Raw genomic sequence first — 19,936 nt, 5'->3', positions numbered from 1 at the left:
GGTGGCAGCCGGAGCCAGCATCACCGTACGACAACAGGTCGTCGAGCTCCCTGGTGGTCATCGGGTGGGTGTGCACGTCGCCGGGGCAGGAGTGCCGATGGTGTTTCTGCACGGGATCGGCCTCAGCGGCGCGATGTACTCAGGGCTACTCGGCGGACTTCCACAGCTGGGCTTTCTGGCCGTCGCCGTGGATGCCCCTGGCTACGGCCGGACGGCCCCGTTGGCCGACGGCGCCAGCTTCCACGAGCGAGCGCGGTTTATCGACAGGGTTCTCGTCGAGTTGGGCATCCGTCGTGCGGTCCTCATCGGTCACTCGATGGGTGGCCGCAACGTCATCGAATTGTCGGTCATGAGACCGGATCGCGTCATCGCAGCGGTACTTCTGGATGCCGCCGCAGGCCATACCTTCGACCGGGTTTCGCGCCGCGCGGCGCTGCGGCTGCCGACGCTGCTCGCCGCGTTCGCGCGCGCCCGCTGGGATGCCCGCAGCGGAACCGGCTACCTGTCTGGAGATGACAGCGCCCGATACCGACGGCTCAAACGCAAGGTGTCCCGACAGGCACTGCGCAACGGTGCCGAGCTGCACCGTACCGCACACGCCATCGCACACGCTCAAGAGTCGACTCCGATGCTGGAACAGATGCGCGCGCTGGGTATCCCGACTGTCGTGGCGCACGGAACCCACGATCTGGTCATGCCCATCGAGTCCGGCCTGGACTGCGCGCATTCGGCGGAGGCGGCGTTGTACCTACTTCCGCACGCTCACCACTCCTGGATGCTTCCGGACCCGCGGTTGGCCACCGAGTTCATCGAGGGCCTGGTACACGCCGAACTCGGAACGGCAATCGCCGCCGCAGCGGCGCAATCCTGCCTGCCCGAGTGCCCGACGGCGGCCGACTGGCACAGAGCGTGCCTCGACGTGGACGCGCGGGTTCTCGAGTTGGCAAGAGAAATGGGACCGGGCACCGAACGGATGGGTCCCTACTACGGCCCCCCGATGCAGCGCGCCGTGCGTGTCGAGATCGCGGGGCGGACTTCAACAAGAGGAGCGTCATGAAAACGCAGGCACTGGTTTCCCGCGGACCCGACACGCAGTTCGAGCTCTGCGACGTCGAGATCGACCCGCCGCGCTCCGAGGAGGTCCTCGTCCGATTGGTCGCCACGGGAATCTGCCACACCGATCTGTACTTCAGGAGGCTACTTCCTGCGGCTATGGGGCCCTGCGTCTTCGGCCACGAGGGCGCAGGAGTCGTGGAAGCGGTGGGCCGCGACGTGCGCGGCGTACATCCGGGCGATCACGTCATCTTGAGCTACCGCAGTTGCGGGGAATGCTCGCGGTGCCTGGGCGGACAACCTGCCTACTGTGTCGGCGCCGCAACGCTCAACGCGCCGGGATTGCGGCCCGACGGTTCGGCCCAGCTCACGTGTGATGGTGCGCCGGTGCTGGCCGACTTCTTCGGTCAGTCAAGCTTCGCGCGCCATGCGCTTGCCCTGGCTCAGAACACCGTGGTCATCGACGCTGACGTGCCGTTGGCTCCTATCGCGCCGCTGGGATGCGGCTTTCAGACCGGGGTCGGTGCCGTGCTCAATGCGCTCTCGCCCAGCCCTGACTCCCGGTTGGTGATCTACGGAGTGGGCAGTGTCGGTTTAGCCGCCCTGCTCGCGGCCAGGATGACCGGTGTCACCACCGTCGTGGCCGTCGACCCGGTTCCCGCACGCAGGAAACTGGCAGAGACGTTCGGAGCGGTGGCCGTCGATCCGGACGCGGACCCGATGGCGGCGCTTAGGGATGCCCTGGGGCCGGAAGGGGCCAGCCACGCATTGGACACCACCGGCAAACCCGCCGTCATTCGGGGGGCTGTGGAGAGCTTGGGGGCACGCGGGCTGGCGGTTCTCGTCGGGCTCGGTGACCCTTCGGTGACTCTCGACGCTCAGGACATCCTGATGAACGGCAAGATGATTCGGGGATGCATTGAGGGTGACTCACACATCCATCGGTTCATCCCGGAGCTGGTCAGTGCTTTCCGCCGCGGAGATCTGCCGCTGGATCAGCTGGTCAGCACATATCGGCCAGAGGACGTCAATACGGCAATCGACGATCAGCTGCAGGGGCGGGTGATCAAGCCGGTCATTCTGTGGTAGTAGCCGAACCCACTGTTGCCCACGCCGCCGAACGGTGCACCGTTGGGAAGGACGTGGATGGCAAAATCGTTTCGGGACATACCGCCAAGCGGACCCGTTGCGAGAATATTTCGTATTCGGGACTCGACGGGCCGTACCAGTACGCGGCCAGCGGCGGGGGCCTTTCGGCAATCTGTGCCACCACGTCATGAACTGCGTCATAGGGGATGACGCTGAGAACAGGACCGAAGACCTCTTCGTGGTACAGCCGCATGCCGGCGTCGAGATTCCACGCGAGGGTGGGCGCCATCCAGCGGTGTTGCGCTGACGAAGGCTCCTCACCGTTGGGTCGCAGAGTCCGGATCTTCGCACCTTTGGATTCGGCATCGTCGACGAGGTTCTTCAGCCGGATGTAGTTGTTCTCGTCCACAATCCACGGGTAGTACGGATTCTCGGCGATGGTCGGCCACGTGCGCCATGCGCGTTCCGCGTGCTCGAGAAACTCGTCCAGCCTCTCCCCGGGCACCAGGGCGTAGTCGGGGCACAGACACAGTCGACCGCCGTTCATCATCCGTCCGGCGGTGATCCGATTTGCGGCCCGCACGATATCGGCGTCTCGTGCCACCCGCGGGGTTCTTGCCGCCGAGCTCGAGGGTCACCGGCACCAGGTGATCAGCGGCCGATCGCTGGACGAGCTTGTCGACTGCGGGAGATCCGGTAAAGAATAGGTGGTCGAAAGCCAGCCGGGCGAACGCGCCGGCAACCCCACTACGCCCAGTGGTTACTGGTAGCCAATCGCGGTGATGACCACGTTGATGACGAACAATGCCATGAAGCTGAAAACCACAGTCTCGTTCACCGCGTTGCCCACACCGGCCGGGCCACCACCGACGGAAGTTCCCTTGTAGCAGGCGATCAGCCCGGCGCACATCCCGAAGATCGCCGCCTTGGACAACGCGAACGTCACGTCCCGTCCGTCGATGAGCAGGGTCATTCCCGACACGAACGCACCCGGTGTCACGTTCTGGAAGAACACCGAGAACAAGAACCCGCCGACCAGGCCGACGATGGTGACCACGCTGTTGAGCATCAGGGCGACGACTGTGGCGGCGAGTACACGCGGGACAACCAGCGACTGCACCGGATTGATCCCCATTACCCGCATCGCATCCAGCTCCTCGCGAATTGTTCTGGCACCCAGGTCTGCGCACATCGCCGTCGCGCCCGCGCCGGCGATCACGAGGACGGTCACCACCGGTCCGATCTGCTGCACCGCGCCAAGCGCCGCACCACTTCCGGAGAAGTCGGCAGCCCCGAACTCGATGAACAAGATGTTCAGCGTGAAGACCACCATGACGGTGAACGGGATAGCGAGCATCACTGTGGGGCCGATAGACACCCGCGCGATAAACCATGCCTGCCTGATGAATTCGCGCCACGCGAAGGGAGGCTTGAACATCAGCACGAACGTGTCGAGACTCATCGCGAAGAATCCGCCGATCCCGCGGAATGACTTGCCGGCGGTGGCGGTCACTGCCATAGCGCGACTGTCCGACTCGCCGGAGCTACGCCCGTCGTCTTGACGTTCATACTTCCTCCTTGATGGTTTGCTAGCGGTCTGTCTGTCGTTCCAGCCCGGCGGTTGCTGAGGTGCGTTCGACGCGGGGGTTTGTGACTTGTCTGTCTAGCATGGATTGGCCGAGCATAGCAGCAACCGAGGCCGAAAAAAGCAGAGAAACTGGTATAGATGCGCACTAGGAGCGACTTCGTTTCTCGGGCGTGAATCCATTAACTGTGGGTTTCGGATCAGTCTGGCGCGGTCCTGTCTTCGGGTATTGCCCGCCCGGGCGATTGTGGTGTAGCTTACTGTCTTGGCGACTTAGTGGTGTGCATCTCAAGTTTGCTATGTATGACCGTAGGGGATGTGAGGAGGCTTTTGATGGCTGAAGTGGCTGGTGCCGTTCGTGTTTGGGTGGCGTTGCCTTGACCGTTGCGGCCGCCAGCACCTTGCGCCCCCGACTTCGTCGCACTGTCAGCCGCGTGACGGAAGGGCTGACCCGACTCGGTTTCCAGACGCGGTTCTACGCGACGACAGTGAGCGGCATCTGGGATGCGTTCGTCCACTACAAGATCGAGCTCGTTCGGCTCATCGCCCAGATGAGTCTGGGGGTGGGTGCGCTGGCCGTCATCGGTGGAACCGTCGTCATCGTTGCTTTCTTGACGTTGTCAGCCGGTTCGCTGGTCGCCGTGCAGTCGTTCAACCAGTTGCAGCAGGTTGGGGTAGAGGCGCTCGCAGGCTTTACGTCGGCATTCATCAACGTGCGCATCGTCGCGCCCCTGGTTGCAGTGATCGGGCTGGCGGCAACCATCGGCGCAGGGACGACGGCCCAACTCGGCGCCATGCGGATCAACGAGGAGATCGACGCGCTGGAAGTCATGGGTGTGCGCTGCATTGCTTACCTCGCATCTACTCGAGTGGTGGCAGGGGTCATCGTTGTGATGCCGCTGTACTGCATCGCCGCTCTGATGACCTTTGTGGCAACCAGGCTTGGCACCACCCTCGTCTACGGGCAGTCAACCGGCGTCTATGACCATTACTTCAATACCTTCCTCAATCCGACGGACCTGTTGTGGTCGTTCGGACAGGCCGTGGCGACATCGGTCGTCGTGATGCTCGTGCACACCTACTACGGCTTCACAGCGTCTGGTGGACCGGCGGGAGTTGGTGAGGCAGTAGGCCTTTCGGTGAGGACATCTCTGGTGGGGGCGTCGTTTGCCACCCTCTTCGTTTCATTGGCCGTCTATGGTCAATCCGGCAGCTTCCATCTGTCGGGATAGTGCCAATGGATGTTGATCGCCGCGACCGCGGACTGCACCCGATCTGGTGGGCTGTCGGCCTGTTGGTCGTCTTGAGCCTGCTCATCGGGATGTCTGGGGCACTGTTTCTGGGCACGTTCCGCACCTTCGTTCCAGTGACGTTGACATCGGACCGGGCGGGCCTGGTGATGGAGGAGGGCGGCAAGATCAAGATGCGCGGTGTCGAAGTGGGCCGTGTCGGTGCCGTCCGCCGCTTGAACAGCCAGGTCAGTCTCAAGCTGGAGATCGATCCAGAGCAAGCCAAGTTCATCCCGGCCAACGTCGAGGCCCAGATCCGTGCGACGACGGCATTCGGGTCCAAGTATGTCGACCTGACCTATCCGGCCGACCCGAGCCCGAACCACATCGTTGCGGGCGCCGTGCTGCAGTCGCAAAACGTGACCACCGAAGTCAACACGGTGTTCCAGAGCTTGACCAACGTGTTGGCCCAGATCGATCCGCCCAAACTCAACAGTGTGCTGAGCGCCTTCGCTGAAGGCCTGCGCGGTCTGGGCCCGAGGATCGGCGAGGCGACGACGGCTGCCAACCGCGTTCTTCCCAAGCTGAACTCGCGAATGCCGACGATCCAGCAGAACTGGCGCTCACTGCGCGGCTTTGGCGATACCTATGCCGGTGCAATGCAGGACATCCTCGCAACACTGGACAGTGCGACCACCACCAGCGCCACCATCGACACCCACGCGGCCCAGCTGGATGAGTTGCTGGTCAGCGTCATCGGCTTCAGCCGCAGTGGAATCGAACTGCTCGGACCCAGCAAGGACAATCTGGTTGCGGGTATCAACGCGCTGCAGCCGACGACAGCGCTGCTGCACAAGTACGACCCGGTGTTGACGTGTCTGCTCGTGGGCGCCAAGTTGCTCACCGATCCGGAGAGCGAAGGTGGCTACGGCGCCGCGGAGTGGAATGGTGGCCGAAACGGCAAGTCTGAAATCCTGGACATTGCACTGCTTCTCGGCGACGATCCGTACCGCTTTCCACAGAACCTACCCATCACCGGCGCCAAGGGCGGCCCAGGCGGCAAGCCAAGCTGCGGGTCGCTGCCTGATGTGTCCAAGAACTTCCCGCAGCGTTACTTGGTGACCAACACCGGATGGGGCACCGGCGTGGAGATGCGACCCAACCCCGGTATCGGATTCCCCGGCTATGCGAACTACCTCCCGGTAACTCGCGGAATCCCGGAGCCGCCGAGCCTACGCAACCAGGGCGGACCGGCCCCCGGACCCATTCCCTATCCGGGTGCACCGCCGTACGGGGCCCAGCAGTACGGGCCCAACGGGACCCCGTTGTATCCGGGACTTCCGCCGGCCCCGCCGCCCGGTGCGCCACGGGCGCCCGGACCGGTGCCTGGCGCGGAACCGTTCGTTCCGCCGTTCCCCATGGATGTGCCGCCGACACCGGCACCGTCTCCCTAGCCGCAATGTCACGTAATCGGGAAAGGTGCGACTGTTGAAGAAGAGTCTGGCAAGCGTCAGTTGGCGCCTGGCGATCTTCATGGTGGTCTGCGTGTTCTTCACCTTTGCGCTTTATGCCACCTTTGCTCAGTTGCGGTTCGAGGCCAACAACACCTATTACGCGCTGTTCTCCAACGTGTCGGGCCTCAAGGAGAACCAGTTCGTCAGGATCGCCGGCGTGGAGACCGGCAAGGTGAAGTCGGTCAAGGTGCGCCCCGACGCGTCGGTGCTCGTCGAATTCACCACTGAACCGTCGGTTGTGCTCACCGAGGGCACCTTGTCGGTCATCCGCTACGACGACCTGATCGGCGGCCGGTACATGTCTCTGCAGGAGGGGGTGGGCAGCACCAAGCGACTCAACCCTGGAGCGACGATTCCACTGACGAATACCGAACCCGCGCTGGACCTCGACGCGCTCATCGGTGGATTCCGGCCGCTGTTTCGCGCATTGGAACCTGAACAGACGAACGCGTTGACCGAACAGATGATCAGTGTCTTCGAGGGCCAGGGTGACGCGATCGGGTCGTTCCTTGACCAGACAGCCGCGCTCACGGCGACTTTGGCCGACCGGGACGAACTCATCGGACAGGTGATCACCAATCTCAATTCCGTGCTCGGCTCGCTGGGTGACCAAGACACCCAGTTCGCCAAGGCGGTGGATTCTCTGGCTGCCTTTGTCGGAGCGCTGTCCGAGCGCAAGCAGGATCTGGCCAATGCCATCGGCTACGCCAACGCCTCCTCGAGGTCGATTGCCGACATGCTCGAACAGTCGAGGACACCGTTGACCGAAGTGATCCGCGAAACCGATCGCAGCGCTGGAATCGTGGTAGCCGACCACGACTACCTGGACGACCTCTTGCAGCAACTGCCCGATGCGTACCAGATGCTGGGCAGACAGGGGCTCTACGGTGACTTCTTCAGCTTCTACCTGTGCGACTTGGTGCTGAAAGTCAACGGCAAAGGTGGCCAACCCGTTTACATCAAGGTTGCGGGTCAAGATTCCGGGAGGTGCACCCCTCGATGAAGATGTTCGCCGAGCGAAATCCTTTGCTCATCGGCGCTGTCGGCGTCGGCTTGACCGCGGCCGTGATGGTGGCGGCACTCAACTACCGTTCCCTGCCTTTGCTCGATCGTACCGACGACTACGCCGCATACTTCGCCGATGCCAGCGGGTTGTACACCGGTTCGGACGTCGAGGTGTCGGGCGCCGGCGTGGGCAAAGTCACCAGTATCTCCCTCGATGGAGCTCAGGTGTTGGTGGAATTCACTGTAGCCGAGGATATTCCACTTGGTGACCGCACCGAAGTGGCGATCAAGACAAAGAGCCTGCTCGGCGCCAAGGTGATCAACGTGACTCCCCGCGGACAGGGTCGGGTCTCGGGCACTATCCCCATGGAGCGCACGGTATCGGCGTATCAGCTACCCGATGCCCTCGGCGATGTCACCGCAGCTATCAGCGGGCTCAATACCGATCAGTTGGCGCAATCCCTCACAGTGCTTTCGGAGACGTTCAAGGAAACCCCGCCGAACATCAAGGTCGCTGTCGACGGTGTGGCGCGCTTTTCGGACAGCCTGAATCGTCGTGACGCCGAGTTGCGAAGTCTGCTGGCGAATGCCAACAAGGCTTCGGGAGTGTTATCCGAGCGGGCCGACGTGATCGCCAAGTTGATCGCCGACAGCAATGCCCTGCTGGCTGAATTACGCACGCAGAGCGCTGCTCTCGATCAGATCTCCAGCAGTCTGTCGGCGGTCAGCACGCAGATCAAAGGATTCATCACCGACAACAAGACGACTTTCAAACCTGCCCTCGAGAAACTCAACGGAGCGATCAGCATCGTCGACAACCACAAGGAAAAGGTCCAGGAGTCGATCAAGAAACTCAACGCGTATGCGCTTTCGCTCGGCGAGTCCGTCGGATCCGGGCCCTTCTTCAAGGCCTACCTCGTCAACCTGATTCCGGGGCAGTTCATTCAGCCCTTCGTCGACGCCGCATTCTCCGACCTCGGAGTGGATCCCAACACGTTGCTGCCTTCACAACGCACCGACCCACAGGTGGGCCAGCCCGCGACACCGGCGTTGCCGATACCGTATCCGCGGACGGGGCAGGGCGGACCACCCAAGCTCACCGTGCCGGAAGCTATCACTGGAAACCCCGGCGACCCGCGCTACCCGTACCGGCAGCCGCTTCCGGCCCCGCCGCCGGGTGGACCGCCACCAGGACCACCCGCGCTTCCCCCCGACGGCGTCGCGCCGCCGGTGCCCGTCTCGCCGCCAGTCCATCAAGAGGCAGCTGGTGAGCCTCAGCCGGTCGAATCGCCCACATCTGCGCAGCCGGGCGCACCGGCTAGATCGGAAGGCCCGCGATGAAGCCTCAGCCCCGAGCCATCACGATCGTCGTTCTGGTCATCGCGCTGGTGGGTGGTGTGCTGGTCTTGACCGGCGTCGCTGACCGCGTCAATCGACTCCGCCTGACCGCGTACTTCGCCAACAGCAATGGAATATTCGTCGGTGACGACGTCCGGGTCCTTGGCGTACCGGTCGGCGAGATCGAACACATCGTTCCAGAGCCCCAACGGGTCAAGATCACCTTCTGGGTTGACGACACCGTGAAGATTCCTGCGAACGCCAACGCGGTGGTGATCTCGCCTTCGTTGGTGTCAGCGCGGGCAATTCAGTTGACACCCGCCTACACCGGTGGTGCGGTGATGCCCGAGGACTTTGTCATCCCACAGGAACGAACCGCCGTTCCCGTCGAGTGGGACGATCTGCGCGAGCAACTGCAACGTCTCACCGACACACTGCAGCCGACGCAGCCGGGCGGTATCAGCAGCCTCGGTAATTTCGTCGAGACTTCAGCGGCCAATCTCCGTGGGCAAGGGGTCGACATTCGCGACGCCATCGTCAGCATGTCGCAGGCCTTTTCGGCGCTGGGCGATCACAGTACTGATCTGTTCAGCACGATCAAGAACATTTCGGTGATCGTCACGGCCCTGCAGTCCAGTCATGACTTGATGCGACAGCTCAATGTCAACCTCGCGGCCGTCACCGGCCTGTTGACCAATGACCTCGGCGCGGTGGGTACCGCAATCGCCGATCTCAACGGGGTGGTTGACGACGTGAGATCCTTTGCCGCCGAAAACACCGAGACGATCGGAATTACAACCGACAAGCTGGCGTCGATCACCACGGCGGTCAACCAGAGCCTCGGCGACATCAAGGAGGCGCTGCACGTCACGCCGAACACGTTTCAGAACTTCATCAACATCTATCAACCGGCTCAGGCGACGTTCACAGGAGCCCTGGCGGCGACGAACTTCGCCAACCCGCTCAGCTTCCTGTGTGGAGCGATCCAGGCTGCATCTCGGTTGAACTACGAGCAGTCCGCCAGGTTGTGCGTCCAGTACCTGGCGCCGATCGTCAAGAACCGTCAAATGAACTTTCCGCCCTTGGGTGAGAACCTCTTCGTGGGAACGGGCGCCCGCCCCAACGAGATCACCTACTCCGAAGACTGGCTGCGGCCCGACTATGTACCACCTCCGACGCCACCTGCACCACCGGCCAGCCCTGCCGAGGTTTCGGCAGGCGAGCCGCTGGCCGCCGAGGCGCCAGTCGCTGCGTCACCGGCCCCGGTACCGACTGATCCGTCACAGGGATTGCAGGGCATCATGGTTCCCGCCGGGCCCGGATCATGAAGCGGTGCAGCAGAAGAGCTGTGGCAGCGATGATGCTGGCGGCGGCGGCTCTGCTCGCTGGATGCAGCGATTGGCAGGGTGCGAACACGTTGCCGCTGCCGGGATTGGCCGGTCAGGGCGCCGGCTCCTACACGATCCAGGCGCAGATGCCCGACGTCGACAACATCCAACGGAACTCACGGGTGCGCGTCGGGGATGTGACGGTCGGAACGGTCACATCGATTGAGCGGCAAGGTTGGCACGCTTTGGTGACGATGAGTCTGGACGCGGACGTGCAACTGCCTGCCAACTCAACAGTCAAGCTCGGCCAAACCAGCCTGCTAGGCAGCAAGCACATCGAGCTCACTCCACCGCGTGACGCGGCCCCGCACGGCCGGCTGCACGCAGGCTCCGTCATCCGGCTGGCGTCCAGTGGCGCCTACCCGAGCACTGAGCAGACCCTGACTGCGTTGTCCTTGCTGCTCAACGGCGGAGGCATCGGACAGATCCAGGAGATCACCCAAGAGCTGTCCACGGCATTCACCGGTCGAGAAAAGGACTTGCGCGAACTCATCACGCAGTTCGACACGTTCGTCACGAATCTCAACGATCAGACCGACGACATCATCGCCGCCAGCGAGAGCCTCAACAATCTCGCCGGACAGGTCGCGGCGCAGAAGCCAGTGGTCGACAAGGCGCTCGAGACCATTCCAGAAGCCCTCGAGGTGCTCGAGAGCGAGCGCCAGACATTTGCCGAAGCCCTCGATCAGTTCGGCAAGTTCAGCGCCCTTGCCGCCGATACGTCCAATCAGACCCGGGAGAACCTCGTCAAGGAGCTCAAGGAACTGGCACCGGTGCTCAAATCACTGGCTGACGCCGGACCGGCACTGACGCGCGGTGTGGGAGCCCTGACCACCTATCCGTTCCCGATGTCCTCGCTGTCGAAGTGGTTTCGAGGCGACTACGCCAACCTCACTGCGGTCGTTGACCTGACACTGAGTCGGCTCGACTCCGCGCTGTTCACGGGTACACGTTTCGAGGGCGAGTTGACCGAACTGGAGATGCAGTGGGGACGCACAATCGGCCAGCTGCCCAGCCCCTATACGTCGGGCAACCCCCTCATCGTTCCCTACAAGCTGGATCAGGGGCCCTGATATGCGGATGACTCGACGCCTCTGGATCCAGATCGGCATCCTCTTCGTCGTCGCCACGACGGCATTCGCGGTCATGATCTTTGGTTATCTGCGTCTGCCCACCCTGCTCTTCGGAGTCGGTCGTTACTCGGTAACGATGCAGTTGAACGAAGCTGCCGGACTGTACGAGCGAGCCAACGTGACCTATCGCGGAAGTGAGGTGGGGGAAGTCGAGGCGGTGCAGCTGACACCGTCGGGTGTGAACGCGATCCTGTCGCTGCGATCGGATGTGGCGGTGCCGTCGGATCTGACCGCCGAGGTGCACAGCACGTCAGCGGTGGGGGAGCAGTACGTGGCGCTGGTACCCCGCGACGGCAGCGGGCCCCCACTCGAGGACGGCGACGTGATCACCGTTGCGAACACGACGGTGCCGCCGGACATCGGCGCCCTGCTCGACGCCACCGACCGGGGTTTGCAGGCGATCCCCAAGGATGACCTGCAGACCGTCGTCAACGAGGGCTTCACCGCCTTCGGGGGTCTGGGTCCGGAACTGCACCGGCTCTTCAAAGGATCGACAGCGCTCGCGATCGACGCCGACCGCAACCTGCCGGATCTTGTCAACGTCGTTGACAACTCGGCTCCGCTGCTCGACACCCAGTCCGATACGTCGGCATCGGTGCGCGCGTGGGCCGATCACCTTGCAGGCCTGACTCGTGAAGTCGCTCAACATGACCAGGACGTGCAAGGCCTGTTGCAGGGCGGTCCGTCGGCCGCGGACCAAGCGCGCCAGCTGCTGGACCGGGTGAATCCAACGGTGCCCATCCTGGCGGCCAACCTGGCCAGTGTGGCCCCGGTGTTGGTTACCTATCAACCCAATCTCGAGCAGATGCTCGTCCTACTGCCCCAAGCAGTCGCCAACTCCCAGGGAATCAGCCTGCCAAACCGGTTCACCAAATTGGACTACAAGGGCGGCTATTTGAGCTTCAATCTCAACCTGAATCTTCCGCCACCATGCACCACCGGTTTCCTACCCGTGCAGCAGCAGCGTGATGCGTCGTTCGAGGACTATCCCGACCGCCCGGCCGGAGACCTCTACTGCCGCATACCGCAGGATGCGCCGTTCAACGTCCGAGGTGCACGCAACATCCCGTGCGTGACGAAGCCGGGCAAGCGTGCCCCGACAGCTGCGATGTGCGAGAGCGACGAGCAGTACGTTCCACTCAACGACGGCATGAACTGGAAGGGTGACCCTAACGCCACCCTGTCGGGTCAAGACGTACCGCAGTTGCCTCCCGGCGTTCCACCGGCCGCCCCTGTGGTGGCGGCCGGGCCTGCGCCACCTGTTCCCGCGTTGGCTGCTGCCGAATACGACCCTGCGACCGGCACTTACCTGGGTCCCGACGGCCAGCTCTACACACAGTCAGATCTGGCGCACACCACACCGAAGGAGCAGACGTGGCAGTCGATGTTGATGCCGCCGTCGTCGCCGTGACCACCGCCCAGGAGGACTTCCCACGCGACGCGTCAGCCCCCCCTGGCCGGATTTCGTGTCATCGATCTCACCGATGGCCCCGCAGGAACGGCCGGGAGATTCTTGGCCGAGGCCGGGGCGGATGTCATCCTCGTCGAGCCGCCCGGTGGGGCGAAATCCCGTCGCGAGCATCCTCAATTCGGCGGCCACGGGCTGTGTTTCGCGACTACGCACTTCAACAAGCGCGGCGTGGTACTCGACCTGGGCACGAGTGAGGGTAGGGGGCAGCTTCTCGGCCTTCTCGATGGAGCCGACCTGGTGCTCGAGTCGTGGGCGCCCGGCAGTCTGGCCGAGTTGGGCATAGGCCCCGAGGTCATGCGGAAACGCAATCCGAGGCTCGTCGTCGTCTCCGTCACGGGGTTCGGTCAACACGGCCCTTACCGTGATTGGAAGTCCAGCGAGTTGGTGCTCACGGCGATGTCTTCGGCGCTGACCCGAAGCGGAGCTCCGCACCGTGAGCCGCTGATGCCGCCGGGCGAGCTCGCGAGCCAGACTGCGGCGGTGCACGTCGCCTTCGTGGCGCTTCTGGCGGTGTACCGTGCGCTGCGTACTGGACGCGGCGAGTCTGTCGATTGCTCGTTATTCGACCTCGTTGTGCAGGACTTCGATCCGGGACTCGGTATGGGCGGCACGGCCACCATGGGACAACCGCTGCTGCAACTGCCACCAGGGCGCCCGGATCGTCGTATGTTGTATCCGATCGTTCCGTGTGCCGACGGGTACGTGCGAATGTTCGTCGCATCGGCAAAGCAGTGGCGGGCGTTGTTCGGCTGGATGGGGGAGCCAGCCGAATTCGCGGACCCGTCCTACGAACAACTTGTCACGCGGTTTCAGAACTGGGACCAGATTCAACCCGCCATCGTCGAGCTCTTCGCCGACAAGAGCCGCGCTGAGATCGTCGAGGCTGCGGCCGGACTGGGCATCGCGGTCGCTTCTTTGAACACCGCGCGCGAGATCCTCACAAGTGATCATGTGCGGGAACGCAACTCGTTCACCCGTGGGGAAGTCGCACCGGAGTTGGTCGGAGTCATACCCAACGGATACGTCGAATACGACGGCCAGCGAGCCGGTTTCCGGCATCGCGCCCCAGAGCTTGGCGAACACACCATCGAGGTGCTGGCAGAATCGGTGGCGGCCCGCGGCATCGCGGACCATGGGGGCGTGAGCCGTCCGCTCGAGGGTCTGCGGGTGCTCGATCTGGGAGTCATCGTGGTGGGGGCCGAAACCGGTCGGGCTTTGGCGGATCAAGGCGCCGATGTCATCAAGGTCGAGAACGCCGCCTTCATGGATGGCGCCCGCCAGTTCGATCAGCCCGACAAGTGTGGTTTCACCTCGGCGATCGGCAACCGCGGAAAGCGCAGTCTCGGCCTTGACCTGCGCAGCGCTCGGGGCCGAGAGCTGTTCTGCCGGCTAGTCGCCCAGTCCGACGTCGTCCTCACCAATTTCAAGCCGGGAACTCTGAAATCCCTTGGACTCGAGTACGAATCGTTGCGAGCCGTCAACCCACGAATCATCGTGGTCGAAAGCAGCGCACTCGGGGATACCGGGTCGTGGAGCGGCCAGATGGGATACGGGCCGCTGGTTCGCTCGACTGTCGGCCTGACCCAGCTGTGGCGGCACCCCGACTCCGCCGATGCGTTCGGCGACGACATGACGGTGTATCCCGACCATGCTGCGTCCCGAGTGGGAACTGCCGCGATCATGGCGGCCCTGATCGACAGGACCCGAAGCGGCATCGGCCGGCGGATCAGCGTGGCGCAGATGGAGACGGTGTTCTGCCATTTGGCGATGAGTTATCTCCGAGAATCCCTGGAACCGGGCAGCCTGGTGGCCCGAGGTAGCGTGAGCGAATTCGATGCTCCGACGGGGTTATACCGATGCCGAGGCAGCGACGCCTATTGCGCCATCGACGTCGACGGTGACCAGCAATGGTTGAACCTGGCACAGGCGATGTCGCGCGCAGATCTCGCCGACAATCCCCAGTATGCGACGGCAGCCGGCCGGGTGGCGCATCGTCGGCTGCTCGACGAGGCGGTCGCTGAATGGACCGCACATCTGGCACCGCGCGCCGTCCAGGATCAGCTCCAAGCCGCTGGGGTGGCCTGCGGAGCGGCCGTCCACGTCGAGGCGCTGCTGACCGACCCACACCTTCGCGCACGGCGCCAGCTGGGCGAGTTCGTGCAACCGGGCTTCGACACGCCGCTGCCGGCGGAGCTGGGTCCAGCTCTGTTCGGTGAGATACCCGAACCACAATTGAGGCCTTCTCCGCTGCTGGGAGCCGATACGCGAGCGGTCTGCCGAGAGCTGTTGAGCTTGACCGACGCCGACGTCGACGAGCTGATCGCGGCAGGGGTCCTCGCGGAGTGAGGCCCGGTCATGACTACCATCCCAGTCGAGAAACTTCAGTTCCAGCTGGCTGCAATGACATTAGCTCTTATCGGTCTCATCCTGGGGATAGGGCCAGAGGTATCCCGGGCTTTACACATGATTCGTCGAGGCAGCTAATGACTGGTGGCCCGAAATCATCTGGCAACAACACAGCTCTGCCGCCGGCTGCCGTCGGAAACCTTGCTGACCGAGAGGACGTCGTCATGGCCCGCTACACCTGCTCTTCGTCGATGATGTCGACAGTTGCCCTGACGGTTGCTGTGGCGGTGCTGGGGGCACCTGCGGCCCATGCCGACAACAGGCGGCTCAACGAAGGCGTGGTTTCCAACGTGTACACGATTCAGCACCAAGCGGGTTGCACGAACAATGTTGTTGTCAACGACCAGCTCCAGCTGGCCGCGCAGTGGCACGCTCGAGATGTCTTGAACAACACCAGCATCGGCGGTGACATCGGTTCAGATGGGTCGACCGCCCAGCATCGCGCCAATGCCGCAGGCTTCAAGGGAGTGGTTGCCGAAACCGTGGCAATTAACCCAGCTTTGGCAATCAGCGGCATTGAGCTGATCAACCAGTGGTATCACCGCCCCGACTATATGGCGATCATGTCCAACTGCGCACATTCGCAAATTGGGGTCTGGTCGGAGAACAGCCTCACCCGCACCGTGGTGGTGGCGGTTTACGGCAGGCCGGTCTGAGAGGACTCCCACCTCCCGGCTCCACCTCTTCGAGAATCAGCGGCCCTGCAAGTCTGGTTCGAAGGAACGAGGCCGATCGGATCTTGTCTCAGAGGTATTGAGCGGGCGACCCTGGTCGTGGACCGCTGGAGGATTCGTCAGAGGTCCGTTTTGCGCCGATGGGTACGCAAGCCAGCGGGGCGCCATGTGTCACATCTTCGACACGGAGCGCTTGATGGTGTTCGGAGCGATCCGCAGCAGTGTCGGTAGCAGCTTGGTGGGGCCTGGCAGAGCCATCGACCGCCGGTGCTCCAACGCCTTGAGGGTGACGGCAGCGACTTCCGCGGGTGATGTCTTCTTGCCCGTGAAATCGGCGTTCATGGGCGTATCCGTCGCGGGTGGAAGTAGTTCGAGAACGTGGGTGTTGGGGGCCAGCTGTCGGCGCAGCGCTTCGGCGAAGCCATGCAATCCTGCTTTCGCGGCGCCGTAGGTGGGCGCGCGGGTCGGAGAAATCAAGGCGAAGCCTGACGTTACGAACACGATCGCGGAGATCTCCGGCCAGCGGGACAACACGTCCCCTGTCAGCTGGATCGGTGCTGTCAGATTGAGAGCAAGTTCCTGCTCCAGATCTTTGGTGGCATCCGGGGCTTCAGTGAAATCTCGATTGACGAAGATCCCTGCATTGTTGATCAGAACGTCAAGCCGACCGAACCGTGCGGCTACCGCGTCCAGCATGGCGATCCTCGCTTCCGTACTGGTTACATCTGCCTGAACGGCTAGTGCGTTCGGGTGCGCGCGGGAGAAGCGCTCCAGGGCCGCCGTCGACCGACCGCAAACCGCTACCGCAGCGCCCTGAGCCAGAAAAGCCTCGGCCAGGCTCAGCCCGATGCCCGAGGTCCCCCCTGTGATCAGGACAACCTGTACCGACTCCCCACGCCTGGTCATGTGAATAGCCAGCCTTCCATCAGTTTGTGTACCGAATGGTACTGAAAGTAGGCTAGCACTTCTGTACCTAATGGTCCAAAAAATGGTGGTCGGTGCCCGCCGAGGTCGATCTGATCGCTGGAATCGCAGCAAACTCATGTTGTTGGTGCGTAGCGGATAGCTGGCGAAGGGCCGCGATGCCGCCAGTGCCCGCTTCGGCTGTGGGCGCAGCTGCTCCTAGCCGATCACCTCGTCGGCTACCCAGTGTGCGACGCGCCTGGGGTACGGCGCAGTCAGCATCAGTACGACGTGACTGAATCCGGCGTCGACGGCCTCGGCAACAGCTGCGCGGGTGACGCGAGGTCGATCGTAGAAGACTGGTAGCGCTATGGAGCGCGTAATGGCGGCCGGATCACGCCCGATGTCGACACACAGTTGGTCCAGCAGCGAGTTGCGCGCCGTGACGTCGGCGATGTCGCCTCCTGGGATGTTCCAGACGTCGGCATGCTCGGCTGCCACGCGCAGCGTCGCAGTGGACCTGCCCCCGATGACGATCGGCGGCGGGCGTTGCACAGGTTTGGGATTGCAGAGAGCACCAGAAAGTTGCACGGACTTCCCGTGAAAATCGAAAGGAACATCTTCCTTCCACAGCCGCCTGATGACCGTACAGGCCTCGGCCAGGGCTTCGACGGAATGCGCAAAGTCGTGGTAGGGCAGCCCATTCGCGTTGTACTCGCGACGCGCCGCAGGGTGACTTGGGCGAGAACCGGCGCCGATGCCGAAATCAAGACGGCCATTCGCGACGATGTCCACGGTTGCGGCGATCTTCGCCAGCATCGCCGGCGGCCGAAAGCGGTTGCTGGTCACCATGATACCCAGTCTGAGGCGCTCGGTCAGTGCCGCGAGTGCTGACAGCAGTGTCCAGCCCTCGAATACTGGTCCATCGATGTCGCCGTGAATCGGCATCAGGTGGTCGAATAGCCACGCGTGCTCGAGTGCGGGGATATCGTCGGCGTCCCGCCACACCTCCAGCAAATCAACATAGGAAACCTGTTGAGGCGCAGTCAGGATGCCGAATTTCGGGTTCATGACGGCGCCGGCTCCCATGAGCGGGGCTCTCTGGCATGATGACTAAACGGAACCATGCTCCGAACTATACGGAATCATGTTCCGCTTATCAAACATGTGTTGGGAGGCGGCATGGAGAACGTCCGCGGAGCCACGGTGCGACCTAAGCGGGCGGACGCGCGGCGCAATGAACAGATTCTGCTCGACGCTGCCGCAGCCGCGTTCGTCGACGGGGGAGTGGATGCGCCGGTGCGCGACATCGCGGCCAGGGCCGGGGTCGGGATGGGCACAATCTATCGGCACTTTCCGACCCGTGCCGATCTGATCATCGCGGTATACCGCCATCAGGTTGACGCCTGCGCGGAGGCGGGACCGGCGCTGCTCGCAGACAACCCGCCGTTCGTGGCACTGACCAAATGGATCGGCCTCTTCGTCGATTTCCTCGTCACAAAACACGGGCTAGCCGAGGCGCTGCAATCCGACACTGCGCGGTTCGAGGCACTGCATACCTACTTCCTGGAGCGACTCGAGCCAGCGTGTTCTTCGCTGCTGTCCGCCGCCGCCGCCGCTGGCGAAATCGAGGGTGACGTGAACTCTTACAGCCTGATGCGTGGAATCGGAAATCTCTGTATCAGCAGCGGCGAGGACTCCCGCTACGACGCGAAGCGGTTGGTCAGCTTGCTTCTTGACGGGCTGCGCTCGGTGTGAGCACTGTTTGGCTTTCTAGGGAACGGTGAGCACGATCTTGCCTTGAATGTGTCCGTGGTCGGCGCGTTCGTGCGCCGTGCGGGCATCCGCGAGGGGAAACGTGCCGTCGATCGCGGTGCGCACGGTGTGGGCGTCGAGCAGGCGTCCGAGTTCCTCCAGTTGTGTGCCGTTCGAGCGCACTTGGGTCATCGAAACAGTGACGCCGCGCTGTCTGGCATCCTCGAAGTCGCAGAAGCCCGGAAATACCGGGAATAACGCGCCGCCACGGCTGAGCGTGGCCAAGAAGCGTCCGGTCGCGGGACCTCCGAGCGTATCGAGGACCAGATCGACGTCGTGCGCGACGTCCTCGGGACGATTCTTCGTGTAGTCGATGACTTCGTCTGCGCCGAGCTCGCGCAGGAACGACTCGTGTGCACCCGACGCCACCGCGATTAGGTACGCCCCCTTCCATTTTGCGAGCTGTACGGCGATGTGCCCCACCCCACCTGCTGCACCATTGACCAGAATTGTCTTGCCGTCGAGGGGCACCGGGTGATGCAACTTCGGTTGAAGCGGGTTCGGTTGGTCGTGCCCCAGCTCGATCAGGAACTGCCACGCGGTGAGCCCTGACATCGGCGCCGCTGCCGCATGTACGTGATCGACGCCAGCCGGCTTGCGTGCTAGATCTGACGCAGGCGCACTGACGTATTCGGCATACGCAGCGCTGTCCCCGAAACTCGGAAAGCGAACCATGCCGAAGACGTCGTCGCCGACCGAGAAGCGATGCACATCCGGCGCGACAGCCTCGACGACGCCCGAAACGTCCGATCCCGGAATGGCCGGCAACTGTATCGACGGCGCCATGTCGGCGGGAAGCTGCTGTTGCCGATATCCATCGCGTAGGTACCAGTCTGGGGGATTGATGCCGACCGCGTGGACGCGGACGAGCACCTCGCCCGCCTTCAGCTCAGGGACCGGCACCGTCTCGTAGCGCAGCACTTCGGGGCCGCCGAACTCGTGCAGCTGAATCGCCTTCACCGGTTTTCTCCTCTCGCATAGGCTCTTCACAACTCGACGGCATGGTCGAGTCAGTAGAACGTCCGTTGACAAGCGGTGGCAGCGTTCCCTCATATCAGTGCTCGCCTGCGCCTGCGGCGGTTAATCGCAGATGGGTCTTTGGACCGCTGAACGCCTCGTAGTGCAAGGTCGGCTTGCCCTAGTTGGAAGCCCGCAGGTAGGCACTGTTGGTGCTAATCGGTTGCCTGGGATGCCCCCCGCGATGGTGTTGACCTCGCCGATGTCGGCCCCCGTAGGCGGCGTAGCCGAGGGGGCGCAGCGTCTCGAACGAGAAGGACTCGTCAGTGTCGGAAACGATCCGCATGGCGCTCCTCCTCTATCGCAACGCCGTGTT

General features: G+C 63.2%; 17 protein-coding genes and 2 pseudogenes. 12 read left to right on the top strand and 7 right to left on the bottom strand.

Features of this window, described 5'->3' with window-relative positions; translation table 11 throughout:
* The first annotated feature begins 1 nt into the window (after window position 1).
* Window positions 2–1,057, top strand: a complete 1,056-nt coding sequence (locus BEMPMBAN_RS08140) for an alpha/beta fold hydrolase (RefSeq protein WP_159229851.1) — start codon at window positions 2–4, stop codon at window positions 1,055–1,057.
* Window positions 1,054–2,142 (top strand): NAD(P)-dependent alcohol dehydrogenase, encoded by a 1,089-nt coding sequence (locus tag BEMPMBAN_RS08135; RefSeq protein WP_159229850.1) that lies wholly within the window; start codon window positions 1,054–1,056, stop codon window positions 2,140–2,142. The genes BEMPMBAN_RS08140 and BEMPMBAN_RS08135 overlap by 4 nt, the downstream gene beginning before the upstream one ends.
* Here BEMPMBAN_RS08135 and BEMPMBAN_RS08130 read toward each other — a convergent pair.
* The 3 genes and pseudogenes from BEMPMBAN_RS08130 to BEMPMBAN_RS08120 form a co-directional block, all read right to left on the bottom strand.
* Window positions 2,129–2,746, bottom strand: coding sequence for an aldehyde dehydrogenase family protein (locus BEMPMBAN_RS08130; protein ID WP_159229849.1), 618 nt, complete (start codon window positions 2,744–2,746; stop codon window positions 2,129–2,131). The genes BEMPMBAN_RS08135 and BEMPMBAN_RS08130 overlap by 14 nt on opposite strands.
* Before the next feature lie 13 nt (window positions 2,747–2,759).
* Window positions 2,760–2,864: pseudogene (locus tag BEMPMBAN_RS33140) on the bottom strand (aldehyde dehydrogenase family protein); the annotation flags it as partial.
* Window positions 2,865–2,902: 38 nt separating this feature from the next.
* Window positions 2,903–3,661 carry an MlaE family ABC transporter permease gene (locus tag BEMPMBAN_RS08120; RefSeq protein ID WP_159229848.1) on the bottom strand — a complete coding sequence of 253 codons (759 nt, stop codon included), beginning with the start codon at window positions 3,659–3,661 and terminating at the stop codon, window positions 2,903–2,905.
* A gap of 500 nt (window positions 3,662–4,161) precedes the next feature.
* On the opposite strand from BEMPMBAN_RS08120, the gene BEMPMBAN_RS08115 reads away from it, so the two are divergent.
* The 9 genes from BEMPMBAN_RS08115 to BEMPMBAN_RS08075 all read left to right on the top strand — a co-directional run bounded on the left by BEMPMBAN_RS08115 (window position 4,162) and on the right by BEMPMBAN_RS08075 (window position 15,867).
* The gene (locus BEMPMBAN_RS08115; RefSeq protein ID WP_425294947.1) at window positions 4,162–4,959 is read left to right on the top strand and encodes an ABC transporter permease; all 798 of its coding nucleotides are present in this window, start codon (window positions 4,162–4,164) and stop codon (window positions 4,957–4,959) included.
* A 5-nt stretch (window positions 4,960–4,964) separates the two neighbouring features.
* Window positions 4,965–6,410, top strand: a complete 1,446-nt coding sequence (locus BEMPMBAN_RS08110) for an MCE family protein (RefSeq protein WP_159229846.1) — start codon at window positions 4,965–4,967, stop codon at window positions 6,408–6,410.
* 34 nt (window positions 6,411–6,444) lie between these two features.
* On the top strand, window positions 6,445–7,473 hold the full coding sequence (locus BEMPMBAN_RS08105; RefSeq protein WP_234897365.1) for an MCE family protein: 1,029 nt from the start codon (window positions 6,445–6,447) through the stop codon (window positions 7,471–7,473).
* Entirely contained in the window at window positions 7,470–8,816 is a 1,347-nt protein-coding gene (locus tag BEMPMBAN_RS08100) for an MCE family protein (protein WP_159229845.1), read from the top strand. Before BEMPMBAN_RS08105 ends, BEMPMBAN_RS08100 begins: the two co-directional genes overlap by 4 nt.
* Window positions 8,813–10,141 (top strand): MCE family protein, encoded by a 1,329-nt coding sequence (locus tag BEMPMBAN_RS08095; protein WP_159229844.1) that lies wholly within the window; start codon window positions 8,813–8,815, stop codon window positions 10,139–10,141. The genes BEMPMBAN_RS08100 and BEMPMBAN_RS08095 overlap by 4 nt, the downstream gene beginning before the upstream one ends.
* Window positions 10,142–10,170: 29 nt before the next feature.
* On the top strand, window positions 10,171–11,274 hold the full coding sequence (locus BEMPMBAN_RS08090) for an MCE family protein (RefSeq protein ID WP_234897370.1): 1,104 nt from the start codon (window positions 10,171–10,173) through the stop codon (window positions 11,272–11,274).
* Window position 11,275: 1 nt separating this feature from the next.
* The gene (locus tag BEMPMBAN_RS08085; RefSeq protein ID WP_159229842.1) at window positions 11,276–12,745 is read left to right on the top strand and encodes an MCE family protein; all 1,470 of its coding nucleotides are present in this window, start codon (window positions 11,276–11,278) and stop codon (window positions 12,743–12,745) included.
* A 42-nt stretch (window positions 12,746–12,787) separates the two neighbouring features.
* Window positions 12,788–15,151: a CaiB/BaiF CoA transferase family protein gene (locus tag BEMPMBAN_RS08080; RefSeq protein WP_272952229.1), complete on the top strand. Its 2,364-nt coding sequence runs from the start codon at window positions 12,788–12,790 to the stop codon at window positions 15,149–15,151.
* Between the two features lie 224 nt (window positions 15,152–15,375).
* Window positions 15,376–15,867, top strand: coding sequence for a CAP domain-containing protein (locus BEMPMBAN_RS08075; RefSeq protein ID WP_425294946.1), 492 nt, complete (start codon window positions 15,376–15,378; stop codon window positions 15,865–15,867).
* A gap of 189 nt (window positions 15,868–16,056) precedes the next feature.
* Here the strand turns inward: BEMPMBAN_RS08075 and BEMPMBAN_RS08070 are convergent, their stop codons facing one another.
* Together BEMPMBAN_RS08070 and BEMPMBAN_RS08065 are read right to left on the bottom strand one after the other, a co-directional pair.
* Window positions 16,057–16,791 (bottom strand): SDR family NAD(P)-dependent oxidoreductase, encoded by a 735-nt coding sequence (locus BEMPMBAN_RS08070; protein ID WP_159229840.1) that lies wholly within the window; start codon window positions 16,789–16,791, stop codon window positions 16,057–16,059.
* Window positions 16,792–17,007: 216 nt separating this feature from the next.
* Window positions 17,008–17,859 carry an LLM class flavin-dependent oxidoreductase gene (locus BEMPMBAN_RS08065; RefSeq protein ID WP_159229839.1) on the bottom strand — a complete coding sequence of 284 codons (852 nt, stop codon included), beginning with the start codon at window positions 17,857–17,859 and terminating at the stop codon, window positions 17,008–17,010.
* 111 nt (window positions 17,860–17,970) lie between these two features.
* Here BEMPMBAN_RS08065 and BEMPMBAN_RS08060 point away from each other — a divergent pair, with 111 nt between their 5' ends.
* The gene (locus tag BEMPMBAN_RS08060; RefSeq protein WP_159229838.1) at window positions 17,971–18,546 is read left to right on the top strand and encodes a TetR/AcrR family transcriptional regulator; all 576 of its coding nucleotides are present in this window, start codon (window positions 17,971–17,973) and stop codon (window positions 18,544–18,546) included.
* Between the two features lie 15 nt (window positions 18,547–18,561).
* On the opposite strand, the gene BEMPMBAN_RS08055 is transcribed toward BEMPMBAN_RS08060, so the two are convergent.
* A complete protein-coding gene (locus BEMPMBAN_RS08055) occupies window positions 18,562–19,563 on the bottom strand; it encodes an NADP-dependent oxidoreductase (protein WP_234897364.1) in 1,002 nt (333 codons plus the stop codon).
* A 219-nt stretch (window positions 19,564–19,782) separates the two neighbouring features.
* A pseudogene (locus BEMPMBAN_RS32525) lies at window positions 19,783–19,906 on the bottom strand (alpha/beta hydrolase family protein); the annotation flags it as partial.
* Window positions 19,907–19,936 lie beyond the last annotated feature (30 nt).

It is taken from the genome of Mycolicibacterium austroafricanum, from assembly GCF_902705885.1.
Taxonomy (GTDB): Bacteria; Actinomycetota; Actinomycetes; order Mycobacteriales; family Mycobacteriaceae; genus Mycobacterium; species Mycobacterium vanbaalenii_A.
Note: the sequence above shows the minus strand (reverse complement) of the source record. Positions and strands in the feature narration are given on the sequence as shown.

Excerpts from the sequence above, each read along its gene's own strand:
- BEMPMBAN_RS08135 (WP_159229850.1), top strand. The coding sequence starts at position 1,054 with ATGAAAACGCAGGCACTGGTTTCCCGCGGACCCGACACGCAGTTCGAG.
- BEMPMBAN_RS08120 (WP_159229848.1), bottom strand. The coding sequence starts at position 3,661 with ATGGCAGTGACCGCCACCGCCGGCAAGTCATTCCGCGGGATCGGCGGA.
- BEMPMBAN_RS08110 (WP_159229846.1), top strand. The coding sequence starts at position 4,965 with ATGGATGTTGATCGCCGCGACCGCGGACTGCACCCGATCTGGTGGGCT.
- BEMPMBAN_RS08100 (WP_159229845.1), top strand. The coding sequence starts at position 7,470 with ATGAAGATGTTCGCCGAGCGAAATCCTTTGCTCATCGGCGCTGTCGGC.
- BEMPMBAN_RS08095 (WP_159229844.1), top strand. The coding sequence starts at position 8,813 with ATGAAGCCTCAGCCCCGAGCCATCACGATCGTCGTTCTGGTCATCGCG.
- BEMPMBAN_RS08090 (WP_234897370.1), top strand. The coding sequence starts at position 10,171 with ATGATGCTGGCGGCGGCGGCTCTGCTCGCTGGATGCAGCGATTGGCAG.
- BEMPMBAN_RS08085 (WP_159229842.1), top strand. The coding sequence starts at position 11,276 with ATGCGGATGACTCGACGCCTCTGGATCCAGATCGGCATCCTCTTCGTC.
- BEMPMBAN_RS08075 (WP_425294946.1), top strand. The coding sequence starts at position 15,376 with ATGGCCCGCTACACCTGCTCTTCGTCGATGATGTCGACAGTTGCCCTG.
- BEMPMBAN_RS08070 (WP_159229840.1), bottom strand. The coding sequence starts at position 16,791 with ATGACCAGGCGTGGGGAGTCGGTACAGGTTGTCCTGATCACAGGGGGG.
- BEMPMBAN_RS08065 (WP_159229839.1), bottom strand. The coding sequence starts at position 17,859 with ATGAACCCGAAATTCGGCATCCTGACTGCGCCTCAACAGGTTTCCTAT.
- BEMPMBAN_RS08060 (WP_159229838.1), top strand. The coding sequence starts at position 17,971 with ATGGAGAACGTCCGCGGAGCCACGGTGCGACCTAAGCGGGCGGACGCG.